This window comes from Xanthobacter pollutisoli (genome assembly GCF_040044995.1).
In the GTDB taxonomy this organism is placed as follows: domain Bacteria; phylum Pseudomonadota; class Alphaproteobacteria; order Rhizobiales; family Xanthobacteraceae; genus Xanthobacter.
In genome coordinates, this window is record NZ_JBDZDP010000019.1 from 39,760 (window position 1) to 54,030 (window position 14,271).

The 14,271-nt window shown below is 65.7% G+C and carries 10 protein-coding genes and 3 pseudogenes; 9 read left to right on the top strand and 4 right to left on the bottom strand.

Annotation, left to right across the window (positions count from 1 at the left end; all coding sequences use genetic code 11):
- Positions 1-417 precede the first annotated feature (417 nt).
- A complete protein-coding gene (locus ABLE93_RS22490; protein ID WP_348842004.1) occupies positions 418-1,203 on the bottom strand; it encodes an SDR family NAD(P)-dependent oxidoreductase in 786 nt (261 codons plus the stop codon).
- A gap of 186 nt (positions 1,204-1,389) precedes the next feature.
- On the opposite strand from ABLE93_RS22490, the gene ABLE93_RS22495 reads away from it, so the two are divergent.
- Positions 1,390-1,893, top strand: a complete 504-nt coding sequence (locus ABLE93_RS22495; RefSeq protein ID WP_348842005.1) for a MarR family winged helix-turn-helix transcriptional regulator — start codon at positions 1,390-1,392, stop codon at positions 1,891-1,893.
- Between the two features lie 32 nt (positions 1,894-1,925).
- Here the strand turns inward: ABLE93_RS22495 and ABLE93_RS22505 are convergent.
- A pseudogene (locus tag ABLE93_RS22505) lies at positions 1,926-2,291 on the bottom strand (IS481 family transposase); the annotation flags it as partial.
- Between the two features lie 116 nt (positions 2,292-2,407).
- Between ABLE93_RS22505 and ABLE93_RS22510 the strand changes: the two are divergent.
- Entirely contained in the window at positions 2,408-3,742 is a 1,335-nt protein-coding gene (locus tag ABLE93_RS22510) for an IS1182 family transposase (protein WP_348842006.1), read from the top strand.
- A gap of 210 nt (positions 3,743-3,952) precedes the next feature.
- On the opposite strand, the pseudogene ABLE93_RS22515 reads toward ABLE93_RS22510, so the two are convergent.
- Positions 3,953-4,329: pseudogene (locus ABLE93_RS22515) on the bottom strand (DUF2493 domain-containing protein); the annotation flags it as partial.
- A 246-nt stretch (positions 4,330-4,575) separates the two neighbouring features.
- Here ABLE93_RS22515 and ABLE93_RS22520 point away from each other — a divergent pair.
- Complete coding sequence (locus ABLE93_RS22520; RefSeq protein ID WP_394030636.1) at positions 4,576-5,703, top strand: MlaE family ABC transporter permease; 1,128 nt, start codon at positions 4,576-4,578, stop codon at positions 5,701-5,703.
- 169 nt (positions 5,704-5,872) lie between these two features.
- Positions 5,873-6,100 (top strand): annotated as a pseudogene (locus ABLE93_RS22525) (IS21 family transposase); the annotation flags it as partial.
- 61 nt (positions 6,101-6,161) lie between these two features.
- On the opposite strand, the gene traA reads toward ABLE93_RS22525, so the two are convergent.
- On the bottom strand, positions 6,162-10,778 hold the full coding sequence (gene traA / locus ABLE93_RS22530; protein ID WP_348842007.1) for a Ti-type conjugative transfer relaxase TraA: 4,617 nt from the start codon (positions 10,776-10,778) through the stop codon (positions 6,162-6,164).
- Between the two features lie 223 nt (positions 10,779-11,001).
- Here traA and ABLE93_RS22535 point away from each other — a divergent pair, with 223 nt between their 5' ends.
- From ABLE93_RS22535 to ABLE93_RS22555, 5 genes are all read left to right on the top strand, one after another.
- A complete protein-coding gene (locus ABLE93_RS22535) occupies positions 11,002-11,235 on the top strand; it encodes a TraC family protein (RefSeq protein WP_348842008.1) in 234 nt (77 codons plus the stop codon).
- Between the two features lie 49 nt (positions 11,236-11,284).
- The gene (locus ABLE93_RS22540; protein ID WP_049776209.1) at positions 11,285-11,524 is read left to right on the top strand and encodes a conjugal transfer protein TraD; all 240 of its coding nucleotides are present in this window, start codon (positions 11,285-11,287) and stop codon (positions 11,522-11,524) included.
- Positions 11,521-13,428 (top strand): Ti-type conjugative transfer system protein TraG, encoded by a 1,908-nt coding sequence (traG, locus tag ABLE93_RS22545; protein ID WP_348842009.1) that lies wholly within the window; start codon positions 11,521-11,523, stop codon positions 13,426-13,428. The genes ABLE93_RS22540 and traG overlap by 4 nt, the downstream gene beginning before the upstream one ends.
- A gap of 143 nt (positions 13,429-13,571) precedes the next feature.
- Complete coding sequence (locus ABLE93_RS22550; RefSeq protein ID WP_348842010.1) at positions 13,572-13,871, top strand: type II toxin-antitoxin system RelB/DinJ family antitoxin; 300 nt, start codon at positions 13,572-13,574, stop codon at positions 13,869-13,871.
- On the top strand, positions 13,858-14,148 hold the full coding sequence (locus ABLE93_RS22555) for a type II toxin-antitoxin system RelE/ParE family toxin (RefSeq protein WP_011993101.1): 291 nt from the start codon (positions 13,858-13,860) through the stop codon (positions 14,146-14,148). Before ABLE93_RS22550 ends, ABLE93_RS22555 begins: the two co-directional genes overlap by 14 nt.
- The last annotated feature ends 123 nt before the right edge of the window (positions 14,149-14,271 follow it).

A 14,271-nucleotide genomic window follows, 5' to 3' on the forward strand; every position in this document is an offset into this window, starting at 1 on the left:
CAGCGGGCGCGCGGCAAACCGGGCTCATCTCTTTTGGCTTGGCGCTGAAGGGGGTCGGCTTGGCGTTCAAGTTGCGTCAACGGGCGTCGACTTGGCTGCGACGTCTTGGTTGGTTTTCCTGGCGAGGTCGGGCCGGCAACGGGACGTGGTGGTGCGCGGAGCGCTGCCGACACTGGTCGACAGCCGCGCGCCACCCTTTTTTCATCCCGTCCGCCCAACCGGATTTAGACAGCACACTGAATATAAGTATACGCCTTAAATTCAAGCGTCAATTCGATCCTGGTCAGTTCGAACATATACGCCTGTCGCGGCCCGGATCCGATCCGGACCGCCTCGGGCACGGTGGGGATCGGCCTTACCCTCCCCTTGCGAGGGCAAGTGTTTTTGCCAGGGCAAGTATTTCCGGTGCGGACGCGCTCACGCGGGCAGGTTGATGCCCGCTTCCAGCGAGATGCGTCGCGCCGCGCCGCCGGCCTTGAAGCCGCCGTCGACGGCGAGGTCCTCTCCGGTGATGAAGCTCGATTCGTCGGAGGCGAGAAACAGCACCGCCCGCGCCGCCTCCTCGATGGTGCCGTAGCGGCCGAGGGGAGTCGCCCTGCGCCAGGGCTCCAGATGCGCGCCGCCCGCGTTCAGCCCGGTCACGATGATGCCCGGGCACACCGCGTTCACCCGGATGCCCCAGCCCACGAGTTCCATGGCGGCGCTGCGGGTGAGGCCGAGGAGGCCCGCCTTGGTGGCGCTGTAGGCGGGATCGTTGTGGCCCACATAGGCCGCCACCGAGGCGATGTTCACCACCGCGCCGCCGCCCGCGTCGCGCATCGCCGCCGCCGCCGCCTGGATGCCCAGCATGGCGCCGGTGAGATTGACCGCGAGCACGCGGTTCCACGCCTTCAGCGAAGTCTCCATGACGCCGGTGCGGTTGACGATGCCGGCATTGTTGACGAGGGTCGTGAGCCGCCCCTTCCAGGCGATGATGCCCGCGACCGTGTCCGCCCAGTTGGCGGGGTCGGTCACGTCGAGATGGAAATAGCGGGCTTCGAGCCCCTCGTCCGAAATCTGCTGGGCGACCGCCCTGCCGGGCTCGTCCAAGACGTCGCAAATAGCAACGGCCGCCCCCTCGCGGGCGAACATCCAGGCCTCGCTCTCGCCCTGCCCCCGACTGCCGCCGGTGATGACCGCGACCTTACCCTCCAGGCGACCCATGTCCGTCTCCCTATGTCGTTTTTAGTTTCTGCCCGGCGCCGGAAAAGAGACTCCCGCCCTGTGCCGCGGCGTCCCGCAACGGCTGCGTTGCGTTAGGCGCCAAGCTGCGCCAAACTTGCCATTGTTCAGCATTCTGTCAATCACCCATCGCGACCGCGCGCACATCGCAAACCGGAGTTGTTCTTGATGCCCCTGAGCGACCTTTATTCGAAGCCGGGCCACCTCATCCGCAGGGCGCATCAGATCTCGTGGGCTCTCTTCCTCGACGAATGCGCGGAGTTCAACCTGACGCCGGTCCAATATGCGGCCATGGTGGCGATCGAGGAGCGGCCCGGGGTCGACGCGACGCGCCTGTCCTCGCTCATCGCCTTCGACCGCTCCACCATCGGCAATGTCATCGAGCGGCTGGAGAGCCGCAACCTCGTGGAGCGCAAGGCGAGCGCGGACGACAAGCGCCAGAAGCTCCTCTTTCTCTCCGGCGAAGGGGCGGCGCTGCTGAAGAACGCGGAGGCATCGGTGGAGCGGGTCCAGGAGCGCCTCCTGGCTCCGCTCACTCCGGCCGAGCGCAAGCAGTTCATCAAGCTTTTGATCCGCCTCGCCACCCTGAACAACGAGGCGACGAGCGCGCCCATCCGCGAGGTGGAGGACACGACGTCGATGGGTCGACATGTTCGAACCTCAGCCCGCTGATCGTTCTCGAAGGCCCATTACGGCATCTAGGTCCGGCTGATGCTGTTCCGCACGATCCACGATGTGGCGCTGATGCTGGACCGGGAGCGGGTCGGACGCGAAGCGAGCCCGAGCGCCGGAGTGTCCTTCAGGCAGCCCAGAACGTCGTCGAGCGGCAGGAGGGTGCGGCGCCGGAACTCAACGACCACGGCTTCCTCGGCCAAAGTAAGAACCGTGCTTCGGGGATCGCGGTGACCCATCGGAGCGTCCGACGTCGATGTCCGCGCCCGCCACTTCGCAACCGTCGTTCGGCTCAGGCCGTATCGCTTGGCGAGGACGCTGGTCTTTTCTTGCGACGCTTGGAGCTCGGCTCGAACTCGCGGCGTTGTGCGGGCGCTGCCATGAAGAACCTCTACCATAACATCTCCTCCGCCTCACGGCTCAGAATAACGTCATGACTCCCCGGGACCAAACACCTAGGAGCCTGTCCGAGTAATGGGATCGACGGGGACGTCAGCTCGTGATTCACTGACACATGGCCAAGACGTTTCGCTCGTGGGATGTTGACCAAAGCTGGCTTCTGCCGGCTTCGGTGCATGATTTTGTGCCGTCGGGTCACCAGGCGCATTTCGTTCGGGACACGGTGCGGGAGGGCCTTGATCTCTCGGCCATCCTCGACATCTACACCGAGGACCGGGGTTATCCGCCTTACCATCCCGGCATGATGGTGGCGCTGCTGCTCTACGGCTACAGCCGGGGCCTGTATTCTTCGCGGCAGCTTGCCCGCGCCTGCGAGGAGCGGGTCGATGTGATGGCGGTGACCGGGCTGAACCGGCCGGACTTCCGCACCATCGCCGATTTTCGCAAGCGCCACCTCCTGGCGCTGTCTGACCTGTTCGTGCAGGTTCTGCGGCTGTGCCGGGCTGCCGGGCTCGTGCAGTTCGGTCATGTGGCGGTGGATGGGACCAAGCTGAAGGCCAATGCCTCCCGCCACAAGGCGATGAGCTACGGCCGGATGAAGACCGCCGAGCCGGCGCTGGCGGCTGAGGTTGAGGGCTGGCTGGGCCGCGCGAACGAGATCGACACGGCCGAGGATCGTGAGCACGGCGAGAACCGGCGCGGCGACGAGATGCCAGGCTGGATGGCCGACAAGCAGCGCCGGCTGGAGGCGATCCGCGCCGCCAGGGCCGGCCTCGAAGCGGAAGCCGCCGATCCACCAGACCCGGACGACGAGAGCGGACCGGGCGCCTCGTCAGGCATGCGCTGGCAGGGCCGAGCGCTGCGAGGCGAGGATGGCGGGCCACCCGACCGGGCGCAGAAGAACTTCACCGATCCCGACAGCCGCATCCTGCCGACGCGCGACGGTTTCATCCAGGGCTACAATGGTCAGATCGCAGTCGATGCAGCCCATCAGATCATCGTGGCGCATCGGCTCGTGACCACCTCGGCCGACTATCGCGCGCTCGTGCCGCTCGTGGACGACATCTCCATCCATCTCGGACGCAAGCCACGTGAGGTCTCGGGCGATGCGGGCTTTGCCCCCGAGGCGAACCTTGCGGCCATGAAGGAGCGCCGGATCAAACCCTATCTGCCGCCGGGGCGGGCGCGCCATGGCGAGGCGCATGCCGCAGGGCGACGCAGGCTGACGAAGACGCCCATGATGGGCGAAATGGCCGAAACCCTCCGACGCGCGGGGCGGCGAAGTCGCTATCGTCTCCGCAAACAGGTGGTCGAGCCGGTCTTCGGACAGATCAAGCAGGCCAGAGGCTTCCGCCAGTTCCTGTTGCGAGGCCTCGAGCACGTCCGCGCCGAATGGGCAATGATCTGCACGGCCCACAACCTCTCAAAGCTTGCAAAGAACCGGAAGTGAGCGAGTGTTCGCGCTCCATCGACCCACCAATCCTGCCCGACAAAGCCATTACTCGGACAGGCTCCTAGGAGCCTGTCCGAGTAATGGGATCGACGGGGACGTCAGCTCGTGATTCACTGACACATGGCCAAGACGTTTCGCTCGTGGGATGTTGACCAAAGCTGGCTTCTGCCGGCTTCGGTGCATGATTTCGTGCCGTTGGGGGGATGTCCCGGAGCTCGGGAAGACCACGACGCCAATCGGCAGCGCCTTGAGCAATTCATCATTGCGCTTGAACGGCGCCGCCTTGGCGTGCCGCGTCCAGCCCGGCTTGAAGGACACTTGCGGCACCTTGCGCGCATCGGCCACCTCGAGGCGATGAACTCCGCGCCCTTCGTCGATCCGCCATGGAGCAGCACCATGTCGGTATGCTTGGCATGCACCTTGTCGAGCACGTCCCAGATGGCCTGGTAGTCGTTGCAGTCGAGCCCGCCGGCGAAGGCGACCTTCACGCCGGCCGGCATCAGGGGCTCGATCTCGACCCGGCGCTTGGCGGCCAGGAAGTCCCGGCTGTCTATGACCGCGGCGGTCAGATTGCGATGATTGACCTTCGTCTTTCGCGCCACTTTCGCGACGGTGGAGCGACAGATTTTATAAGTTCATTCGAATGAACTATTTCATGGATGAGAAACCGAAAGAATGGCATGATGACATCTATGGAAAAACGGCCGGCGCAGTTTTGCATCAGTTGAGGCATCGCTTTGCGGGGCGGATGCAATTCGAAGGGGCGAACATCTGTTTGATGCGCTCTTCGGTTTCGGTGCCGATGCGAGAAAAATGCTGGAGACGTCGCGTTGCCGCAGACCCAGTTGATTTCCGTCGAGACCCAAGGCGATCGACTGATCCTGACCGGGCACGGGTTATGGATCTCCGCACAGGCCGAGGTGCTTGAGCGGGAGGTGGATGCCGTCTGCGCCGCCCATGCCGATGCCAAAGTGGTGTCTGTAAACCTTTCGGGTATCACTCGCATGGACACGTTCGGAGCGATTCTCCTCGAGCGGCTGTGCGGGGCGTGGGAGCAAGAAGGCAGCGTGCCGCAGGTGAGCAGTCTTGACCCGCGTTATCAGCGCCTCATGCAGGAACTCGAGCGGAGTGATAGCCGGCCGCATCCGCAGACTCGGAGGAGCGAAGGCATCCTGGAGCGATTGGGCCATGAGGTGGTCAACACCGCCAAGGATGGGCTCGACCTGCTTAATTTCATCGGCGCGGTGGTTTCGGCCATGGGGCGGGTGGCGGTACGGCCGCGGTCATTCCGCTTCACCTCCACGGTCGCCCAACTCGACCGGGTGGGCTTTCGTGCCGTTCCGATTATCCTGCTCATCACCTTCCTCGTCGGCTCCATCATCGCCCAGCAGAGCATCTTCCACTTCCGCCGTTTTGGCGCCGACATCTTTGTGGTGGACATGGTGGGCGTGTTGGTGCTTCGCGAGCTCGGCGTGCTCATCGTGTCGATCATGATCGCCGGCCGTTCAGGTAGTGCCTACACCGCAGAGCTCGGCTCCATGCGCATGCGCGAGGAGGTGGATGCGCTCAAGGTGATGGGCCTCGATCCCATCGAAGTGCTGGTGGTGCCGCGCATTCTCGCGCTTATCATCGGCTTACCGTTGCTCACCTTCCTGGGCTCGATGGCGGCGCTCATCGGTGGTGGCCTGGTGGCCTGGTTCTATGGCGGCATCACCCCGAATGTCTTCATCGACCGCCTGAAGCAGGCCATCGACCTCACTCAGTTCGAGGTGGGCATGTACAAGGCGCCCTTCATGGCCGCGGCAATCGGCCTCGTGGCCTGCCTTGAAGGCCTGAAGGTGGGCGGCAGCGCCGAATCCCTCGGCCAGCACACGACGGCCTCCGTGGTGAAGGCGATCTTCCTCGTCATCGTCATGGACGGTCTCTTCGCGGTCTTCTTCGCGTCCATCAAAATGTGAGGCGAGACCGGCGCGCGCCGCTCGTCAGCTTCCCGATCAATCGACAACTCTCCGGATGGAACCCTCCTCTCTCGATGATGCGCGCCTTCGAAGCGCACTCTTGCCGGAATCGTAACCGCTTGTTGGCGCGATGCAACTTGGCGAACTCCGTCTGCAATGCCTCGCGGGCCTGCAAGCGGCACCCGACCTTCGATCCGTCGCCATCTTCGACGAGATGATCCGGCGTCATCCCGAACTTGGGGCGGGCATTCGCCGGACACACGAGCGGCGCATCCGCTCATGGCGCGCCATCCGTGGCGAGGAGCGGGAGGTCATTTTTCGGCAGGTCCACGAACCTGGACGCATGGGATTGTCGGATTTCACCGATAGCCGGCATCGTGGGTTGAGGATCTCGATCGAGATCTCGGTGCGGCCGATCGCCTCGTGAAAGGTCTCTACATCCATGGCCTTCTCCTTCTCTACCTGGTGAGCCCTCTGGCCTGGTTGATCGTCCGTATCCGCCGCTCGGAGAGGATCTTCTCGTCGGCGTCGATCCGGACCGACTGCTGCAGCACGCGCAGCGAGGCGCGCATTGTCTCGAAGGCCTCCCGATGCGCCGGCGGCACGCGGTTGGCCGCATCCTTCTCGCCGCGCGCGATCGCATTGCGCCCGAAGCGCGTATCAAGCGCCTGGCTCACGGCCGCGAACTCCTCGCGGATCTTCGGATCGAGCGCGCCGACCATGGCGTTCAGGCCGCGGGTATTCTGCTTCGCCTCGGCCGTCAGCCGCCCCAAGGCCTCCTGCGCCGGCCTCGAGAGGCCAGGGATGGCGACCGCCATCAGCCGTCGCTCCTCGGCGATCGTCTTCACCTCGGCCTCGAGCGCTCCGCCATAGGCTGAGCCGAGCGCCCGCAGCTCCGCCGCCGCGGCGGGGAGCGCGGCAAGGGCCTCCTTGCGCTCACGGCCGGTGGCGAGCAGCCGATCCATCATCCGGCCCGAGCCTCGCACAGCGCCATAGGCATCGGGCGCATTGGACATGGCGGCCGCGATGCGCTCCGCCGCGAAGCCTTTGACGATGAGGTCCTCGATCTTCCCGACCGCGGCCGCCGGGTCACGCCAGATGCGCGATGCGATCGCCCCAAGCGCGGCCCGCTGCTGCCGATAGTGGGAAGTGTCCAGCGCCCGCTGCCGCGCCTCGTCCTCCACCGGCTGCCGGAATTCCGTCACCGCCGGAAGCATGGGCGGAAGGGTGTTCCCGGCGTCGGACTGATAGGGCGCCGGCGCGACGATGCGCGAGCGATCCTGCCGCTCTACCAGGTGCTGGGCGCCGGCGAACCTGCGCACCGACTCAAGCAGGGTCTTCAGCTCCGCCCGCTTCTGCGGGTCCATGTCCTCCGGCAGGCGATCAGCCATATTGCGCTCCGCGACGGTGTCGGTTTTCTCGGTGAAGGCGCTCCAACCAAAGCGCGCGGTCAATGCTTCGTTGGCCGCCTTGATCTCCTGCACGATCGCGCGATCCTCGGCGGCCAGGGCAAAGGCCGTCTTATAGGCATCCGCCCCTCCGTGCGCGCGCACGGCCTCGATCTCGCCGAGCCGCGCCATCGCCCTCTCCGAGAGGAAGGGCACCGACAGCGTCATCGAGGCGCGACGCCGCTCCTCCCGGATCTCGAACGAAGCCGCGCTCCTCTTGAACGCCACGGCATGGGCGCGGGCGAACGGCACCAGCTCCTCCGTGACAGCCTTCTGCGCCGTGGCGCGTTCGCGGCGCGCGGCCCCCCCGTCGACAAGGCCATCGCTGCCGCGCAGGAGGCCGAGCTGCTCCGGGCTCCGCGCCAGGACCTCGCCGAGCGCCCGCGAACCGGTCTTCGACGCGGAGGCCAGATCGTGGAGCTTCGTCATCGCCGCTTCGGGATCGCGGTAGATCCGCTCCAGCACCGGCCGCAGCGCCGCTTCCCGCTCCTTCACCGCCGGCGAGGCGATCTGCGCCAAGCGCGCGTCTTCTTCCACCGGTCGCGCAAAGCGCGTCACCGGCGCCAGCAGGTAGCGGCCCGCATCGGCGGGCTCCCGGGCCAGCCTGTCGACAGGCTGGTCGCTGTAGACGACGCTGCGCTCGCGGGCGATCGCAAAGCCGAGCGCGACGCTTGCCCGCTCCCACAGCTTGCCCAGATCGCTCCGCTTCTCGGCCAGCCACGCCAGCCACTGCGCCGTCCCCTCCTCCATCCCGGCCGCGGCCTCGGCGAACTGGTCGATACCGCGCAGCCGCGCGAAGTCACGGGCGTGCGCCTGGTATGAGGGCTCGCTTTCATAGTCGAGCGTGGTGGTCTTTGCCCCCGATCGCGACAGGCGCTCGACCAGCTGCTTGAAGAGGCCCGGGCGATGGCTTTCCTGTTCGAGGCGCTCTGTGCGGTCATCTGCGGTTTCGACCTGCTTCGCGGTCCAGACGTTGCGCGCGACCTGGCGCTCCTCAAGACGCCTCTCACCCGTCTCCTCGTCCGTCACCGGGATCCTCACGCTGATGGTCTCGACGCCGTCCTTGCGCAAGGTGATGGTGTCTCCCACGCTCACGCCACCCTTCTCGAGCGCGGCGGGCAGGCTGACGCCCCACTGCCGCCGTGTCGCTCCATCCTCGGTCCGGACATCGGCATAGGGGCTCGGAGCGACACCGTCGTCCTCACGGAATTTCGCCCGACCGGTCTCGACGAGCTCGCCCGTGACGCCGCCGGCGTGATCGACCCGCGCCACCCGGCCCCATTCGGAACGGGGCTCAAAGTCCTCCTGGGCCGCATAGAGGTCAGCCCGATCGCGGTGACGGCTCATCGCCACATAGGTCAGATGCTGGTCCATCATGCCCGTGGCGAGCACGAAGGTGCGGTCCACCGTCGCGCCCTGGGCCTTGTGGATGGTCGCGGCATAGCCGTGGTCGACGTTGCGATAGGTGTCCTCGCCGAAGACCACCTCGCGCCCGTTGTCGAGGCGGACCGCAAGGAGTGTCCGGCCGCTTTTGTCGGTGCTCGACATCACCGTGCCGAGCATGCCGTTCTTGACGTGCTGCGGCCCGAGGTGCTTGGCCCGCGGCTCCACGAACCGCGCATTCTCCAGGAAGATGATGCGATCGCCAACGGCGAACTCGCGCGTCCCGCGTTCGGTCGCGAACGAGCGGCTCGCCGATAGCGCGCCGTCGTCGGTCAGCACTTTGCGCAGCGCATCGTTGAGGCGCCTCACGTCCTCATTGGTATGGGCGAGGACGAGCAGTTCGTCCCCACGCAGGGGTTGGGGATCGCCCTCGGCCGATGTCTTGCCGGCGAGCGTGCGCCGGGCCTCGGTCCAGTCGGTGACGATCCGGCCGATGGCGGCCTCGTGTGTCGCGGCCTCGATGATATGGCCATGCTGCGCATAGGCGTCGAGGGCGGTCTCGACCTCGGCGCGCGCAAACAGCCGGGACGCATTGCGCGCCCATTCCTCCCGCTGGCGACGGACGCCGGCAAGCTCGGCAAAGCCGATCCGCTGCACGATGGCCCGGAATGCGGCCCCGGCCTGGATCGGCTGGAGCTGCATGGCGTCGCCCACCAGAACGACCTTCGCCCGCGCCTCCTCGGCGATCTTCAGCACCCGCGCCATCTGCTGCGAGGACACCATCCCGGCCTCGTCGATGACGAGTACGTCGCCCCGCCCGAGGCGTTCATGCTCGCCAGCCCAGGCCAGTTCCCATGACGCGAGCGTGCGCGATGTGATGCCGGAACTGGCCTCCAGGCCCTCTGCCGCCTTGCCGGCGAGCGCCGCGCCGAGAACCCGGCGCCCGTCGCTTTCCCAGGCGATGCGTGCGGCGGCGAGCAGCGTCGATTTGCCGGTACCGGCGAGACCGACGACGGCCGCGATCGCCGAGTCCGACGTGACGTGACGGACGGCATCGACCTGTTCGGCGTCGAGCTTGAACGGCCTGTCGGGCGCCCCGCTCCCGACGCTCTTTATCGCCGCGGCGACACGCGCCGCAGCAACACCGAAGCCGTCGCGCTGCGCGAGGTTATCCACGGAACCGGCCATACCGTGCTCGACGCGCAGCATCTCGCGCGTCGTGAAGATCGCTGGCTCCGCCGCCTTCCCCGTCTCGGGATCGAGCTTCTGCGGGCGCAGCGTGACGAGCTCGGGCGAGGCCATCAGCCGGGCCCGGATCGTGGCGAAATCCTCAGGATCATCGACGTAGCGATGGAGCGCGCGGGCCATATCGCGCTCATCAAAGGTGGACCGTTCGTTGCTGAGCTGCTGGAGGAGCAGGCCCGGATCGGCGGCAAGGCGATCGGCCATCTCCTGCCGCCGGGCGAGGTCGGCCGGCGCGAAGTACATCTCGACGCCCTTGCGGGCGAGCGCTGCCTTTTCCGGCCCCAGATGCTTCTGGGCAATCCCGTCGCGGCCCTGCTCGGCATAGGAGCGTCCGTCGAGGCGGATCTCATGGCCGGCGAGCGCCAGATGCCGGTTGGCGGTTTCCGCCCAGGCGATCTTCCACGCTTTCATGGTTTCCTTGTCGCCGGCCCACAGCTTGTAGACAATCTTGCCATTGGGCCGATCGGGCGTGACCACCCGGAGCGGCTGTCCGTCTTCCCCGAGCACCGGGACCTTCTTCGCACCGAAGCCGTCCGCCGCGAGCGGCCGCAGCATCGTCATCAGATGGACGTGCGGGTTGCCGTCCTTGTCGTGATAGACCCAGTCGGCGACCATGCCCTTCGATGTGAAGTTGTCCTGCACGAATTCGCGCATCAGCGCGATGTTCTCGGCCCGGCTGAGCTCCTCCGGCAACGCGATGATCAACTCACGGGCGAGCTGCGCGTCCGCCCGCCTCTCGAACACGTCGACCGCATTCCACAGCACTTCGCTGGCCCCGGCTACCGACTTTCCGGCAATCGCTACCTCGAGCCAGGCCGGGATGTCGTCCGGCAGCGCCAGCTCTTCATGCACCAGTTCGGACGCTCCGCCCCGATAGCTGAAGGATGTGCCGACCTGTTCGTCCATCATCCGGGCGCGATGGCGATAGGCAGCGGCCGAGACGATGCTGCGTCCCGCCCCCCGGCTGATCACCTGCGCCCTGACGAACATGATGGCCATTGCCGCCGCCACTCCCTCCAAGCACGTCGCGCCCGCGACGTATATTGCGCCCCCAAACAGATCAGACCGCAGGGCCGATGCCGCTTCGAACGGACGGCCCCAAAGGGCGCCGGCCGTCAGAGAGCCTTTCGGCTCACTGACAAATTAGCCTATTTAACTCACTTATACGAGACGATATAATCGACCGTCTTCGAGCTTTTCCAGCGTGGGACGAGGCCATTTTATGCGCGTAAAGTCGTCACTTTCCGAGATCGACGCCCAGATCGAGAAGCTGCGTGAACGTCGCAAATTTATGGTCGTTAAAGCGGGTGAGCGCTTCGCGCGGGCCGCCGCCAAGGCCGGCCTGGTGGAGCTGGAGATCCCGGACGAGGAACTCGACGCCATCTGCGAGGAGATCGCCGCGCGATTTCGCAAAGGGGCCAAGGCCAAAGGGACCGCCGGTTCATCGGCTCCTTAGGCGGATCGATCAGGAGATCGTCCGTTTCGAGCGACGGCGGAGAGCCATGATGACCGAGGCACGCAGACGCGACGCGCGCCAGACATTCCTGCTGGGCGGACTGGTCGTGCGCGCCGGACTGGGGGAGGCTGATCGGGCCTTTCTGCTCGGCGCGCTGATCGAGGCGCGCCGCATCGCGCCCGGCTCCGACGAGCACGAGCGGCTGAAGGCGATTGGACAAGACGCCTTCAGGCAACGCCCTGCCGACGACATGCCAGAGCCCGATCCGGAACATGGAGAAGAACCATGAAGGGGCGTCTGAACCCGACGCTGCTCCATGTTCTCGTGCCGATCGCCGTCACGGCCATGACGGTCTTCGTCAGCGGCTGGCGATGGCAGAATCTCGCCGTGGGCATGTCCAGCAAGATCGCCTATTGGTTTCTGCGCGGGGCGCCGCTGCCTGCCCTTCTGCTGGGTCCCCTCGCCGGGCTCCTGACCGTCTGGGCGCTGCCGCTGCACCAGCGCCGGCCGATCGCCATGGTGACGCTCCTGTGCTTTCTGGGCGTGGCCGGCTTCTACACCTTGCGCGAATATGGCCGCCTCGGACCGTTCGTCGAGAGCGGAACCATCCCATGGGACCGGGCGCTGTCGTACCTCGATGCTTTCGCCGTCGTCGGTGCCATCGTTGGATTTCTGATCGTGGCCGTGGCGGCCCGCATCTCCGTTGTGGTTCCCGATCCGGTCAAGCGCGCGAAGCGGGCGGCTTTCGGCGATGCGGACTGGCTGTCCCTGTCGGCGGCCGGGAGGCTGTTCCCGGCGGACGGGGAGATCGTGATCGGCGAGCGCTATCGCGTCGATCGGGAGATCGTTCACGAGCTGCCGTTCGATCCCATGGACCGGTCCACCTGGGGCCAGGGCGGACATGCTCCGCTTCTGACCTACAAGCAGGATTTCGATTCCACCCATATGCTGTTTTTCGCCGGCTCCGGCGGCTTCAAGACGACGAGCAATGTTGTCCCCACGGCCCTGCGCTATTCCGGTCCGCTGATCTGCCTCGATCCCTCGACCGAGGTCGCGCCGATGGTGCGCGAGCATCGCATGCGCGCGCTCGGCCGGGAGGTCATGGTGCTCGATCCCACCAATCCGGTCGCCGGCTTCAACGTGCTCGACGGCATCGAGGGATCGCGGCAGAAGGAAGAGGACATCGTCGGCATCGCGCACATGCTGCTCTCCGAGAGCCTGCGCTTCGAATCCTCGACCGGCGCCTATTTCCAGAACCAGGCGCACAACTTTCTGACCGGGCTTCTGGCGCACGTGATGCTCTCGCCCGAATATGCCGGCCGACGCAATCTGCGCAGCCTGCGCCAGATCGTGTCCGAGCCGGAGCCATCCGTGCTCGCCATGCTCCGCGATATTCACGAGCACTCCGGGTCCACGTTCATCCGCGAGACGCTCGGCGTGTTCACGAACATGACCGAGCAGACGTTCAGCGGCGTCTTTTCCACCGCCTCGAAGGACACGCAGTGGCTCTCGCTCGACAATTACGCCGCCCTCGTCTGCGGCAATGCCTTCAGGTCGCGCGACATCGTCTCCGGCAAGAAGGACGTCTTCCTCAATATCCCGGCGTCGATCCTGAGGTCCTATCCCGGCATCGGCCGGGTGATCATCGGCTCGCTGCTCAACGCCATGGTGCAGGCCGATGGCGCCTTCGCGCGCCGCGCCCTCTTCATGCTCGATGAGGTGGACCTGCTCGGCTACATGCGGGTCCTAGAAGAGGCCCGCGATCGCGGCCGCAAGTACGGCATCACGCTGATGATGATGTACCAATCGGTCGGTCAGCTGGAGCAGCATTTCGGCAAAGCTGGCGCGACGTCGTGGATCGATGGCTGCGCCTTCGCCTCCTACGCCGCGATCAAGGCGCTGGAGACGGCGCGCAACGTCTCGGCGCAGTGCGGCGAGATGACGGTCGAGGTTCAGGGCCAGTCGCGCAATGTGGGCTGGAGCAGCTCGAGCAATGGCAACCGTCGCTCGGAAAGTGTCAGCTTCCAGCGCCGGCCGCTCATCATGCCGCATGAGATCACCCAGTCGATGCGCAGGGACGAGCAGATCATCATCGTGCAGGGGCATAGTCCGATCCGCTGCGGGCGTGCGATCTATTTCCGGCGCAAGGACATGAATGCGGAGGCCAAGGCCAACCGCTTCGTCAAGGTGTGAGCATCCCCCACGGGACTGTGCTTCCCAGGGGCAACGCTCTTCGCCCCGGCGACGCGGGGCAATAGCGGGCCCGCCCTGGTCACCCCCGCCTTGAGTGTCTCTCAAAAGAGATACATAATGTCGTCGATATAGGAGGATCGAGAATGGCCGCTCAAACCTCTATGCTGCACATCCGCATAGACGACAAGCTGAAGGCTGACGCGACCGAGAAGCTGGCCAGCGTTGGCCTGACGGTTTCCGACGCCGTCCGGATTCTGCTCACGCGCGTCGTAAAAGAGGGCGCGTTGCCGGCGGGCCTGACTGCGGACCCGGAAGCCCATGACGCATGGTTTCGAGCCAAGGTGCGCGAGGCCCTGGCCGACAGCCGGCCGGCGGTGCCGCACCAGCAGGTGATGGATGAGGCACAGGCGCTGATCGACAGGAAGCGCCGTGCGAAGGCTTGAGTGGCGCGAGGACGCACGCGCCGATCTGCTGGCGATTGTCGATTTCATTTCCGACGACAACCCCGATGCCGCCCAACGGCTGAAGGACGACATAGAAGAAAAGGCGTCAAAGTTGCCTGAGCATCCGAAGCTCTATCGTCTCGGCCGTGTCGATGGCACGCGGGAAATGGTCGTGCGTTCGAACTACATCGTCGTGTACGCTGAAGATATCCACGTCGTTTCCATCTTGCGCGTCCTGCATGCGGCCCAGCAGTGGCCGCCAGTGCGGGAGGACTAGAGCGTTTCCGAGCTTGATTGAATCGTTTGGGATTCCCGGTAGGGCAGGATTGTGATTCAAGATGCTGGCTGGGCGGAGGCCAGCATCTGATGGTCCGACCTCTCTCGACTGATCTGCGTGAGC